1 protein-coding gene is annotated in these 2,042 nt (G+C 67.5%); it reads right to left on the bottom strand.

The features are described 5' to 3' along the window. Window positions 1-128 precede the first annotated feature (128 nt). A partial coding sequence (locus MKL01_RS31245) for a putative bifunctional diguanylate cyclase/phosphodiesterase (protein WP_243909066.1) occupies window positions 129-2,042 on the bottom strand: 1,914 nt, incomplete at its 5' end.

The following is a 2,042-nucleotide window of genomic DNA, read 5'->3' on the forward strand; positions in this document are numbered from 1 at the left end:
CTCTGCGTTCCTGCTCTGCGATGTAGTCAGGGTCTTGTCGATTGCCCGCTGCACCTCCTCAGCGGTTCCTTCGAACGTGCTGCGGCTCCTGTAGACCAGTCGAAACAGGTCGAGGTTGTCCAGCGGGTTCATGCAGCCTCGCGTGCATCCACAAACGACAGAAACTCATTGAGGGGCAGCGGACGGCTGACGAGGTAGCCCTGCACCTGATCGCAGCCGGACGCGGCCGAGAACGCAAGCTGCTCGGCCGTCTCGACACCCTCGACCGTGATCGTCATGCCAAGGCATGTGCCCATGGTGATGATCGCTCGGACGATCGCGGCGCTTTCCGCGTCGCCCGGCAGCTGGCGCACGAAGGACTGGTCGACTTTGATCTTGTCGAACGGGAACCGGCGGAGATAGCTGAGCGAGGAGTAGCCTGTTCCGAAATCGTCCATCGAGATGCTCACCCCTGCCGCGCGGAGCCGCGTCAGGGTGGCGAGCGTGCGCTCCTCGTCAGCCAGCAGCACGCCTTCGGTGATCTCGAGTTCCAGCCGGTCCGCGGCGAGGCCGGAGGTGGCGAGCGCGGCCTTGACTGTGTCGGCGAGCCGCAGATCCCGGAACTGAGCGGGCGAGAGATTGACGGCGACCCGGATGTGCGACGGCCAGAGCGCCGCCTGAGCGCAGGCGGTGCGCAGGACCCACTGCCCCATCGGCCCGATGAGGCCCGTCTCCTCGGCCAGCGGGATGAAGTCGGCGGGCGAGACGAGGCCTCGCTCCGGATGGCGCCACCGCACCAGGGCTTCGGCCCCGGTGATCCGGCCTGAACGCGCATCGACGAGCGGCTGGTAGTACACCTCGAATTCCTGCATCGCGATGGCACGTCGCAGATCGGCCTCTAGGCTACGTCGCGCCTGTACGCGGGCGTCCAGCACGGGATCGAACCGGCGGAACGTGCCCTTGCCGTCAGCCTTGGCCTTGTAGAGCGCAAGGTCGGCGTTGCGCAGGAGCTGGCTGGGCTCCACGCCGTCGATTGGCGCAAGCGCGGCCCCGACCGAGGCCCCGACATTGATCAGCTGGCCCTCGATCAGGAACGGGCGGCCGATTAGCTCGATGATGCGTCCGGCCAGGACCTGCACCGCCTCGGGATTGGGCAGATCCGCCTGCAGGACCGCGAACTCGTCGCCGCCCAGCCGCGCGACGATGTCGTGCTCGCCCAGGGCCGCCTTGAGCCGCTGCGCCGTCTTGCGGAGCAGCACGTCGCCCAGTCCGTGACCCAGCGTGTCATTGACCAGCTTGAACCGGTCGAGATCGAGGACGAGCACGGCGAAGGCGTGATCGTGTTCCCGGTGGGAGGCGACGTGGTGCGCGAGCAGGTCGTGGAAATGAGCGCGGTTGGGCAGGCCGGTCAGCGCGTCCGAGTAGGCCAGCGTTCGCATCTTCAACTCGGTCTGCAGGCGCTCCCGCTGGTCGCGAATAGCCAGCACGGTCTGTAGACCGTTGCCGAGCGGGACCTTGCTGCGCAGGACGCGCACCGGCACGCGCAACCCATTGGCGCCGACCAGCTCCGCCTCTCGCTCCTCGCGCTCGGGAAGTGCCGCGACGGCGAGGCCGGGCAGCAGATCGGATAGGCGACAGCCGTTCAATTCCCCAGGGTTCACACTCAACAGGCGTTCCAGGCTGCGATTGGCGGTGGTGATCATGTCGTCATCACACACGGCGAGCCCCTCGACCGCAAGGTTGGCTAACTCGCGCAGTCGCTGCTGGTCCCGACGTGCTTGTGCCCTGGCTTGTAGGGTGAGGCGCAGCCCGACGACAGCCAGCGCCAGCAGGCCGAGGGACACACCTGCCACGACCGGCGCGATGACTTCGGGCGGAACGGCGTGCGGCGGGAGCGAGCGCTCCGGATCGAAGGTCAGCGTCATGGCCGCCATGCCGCAGAAATGCAGGACGCCGATCGCGGCGACCAACAGCGGCGCTCCAACGCGTCGGATGTCGCGGCGGCGCTCTCCCGTCACCACCAAGGCCGCACCAAACATGAGCAGGCTCGTCGGTAGGGACAC

Source organism: Methylobacterium sp. J-070 (genome assembly GCF_022829385.1).
Taxonomy (GTDB): Bacteria; Pseudomonadota; Alphaproteobacteria; order Rhizobiales; family Beijerinckiaceae; genus Methylobacterium.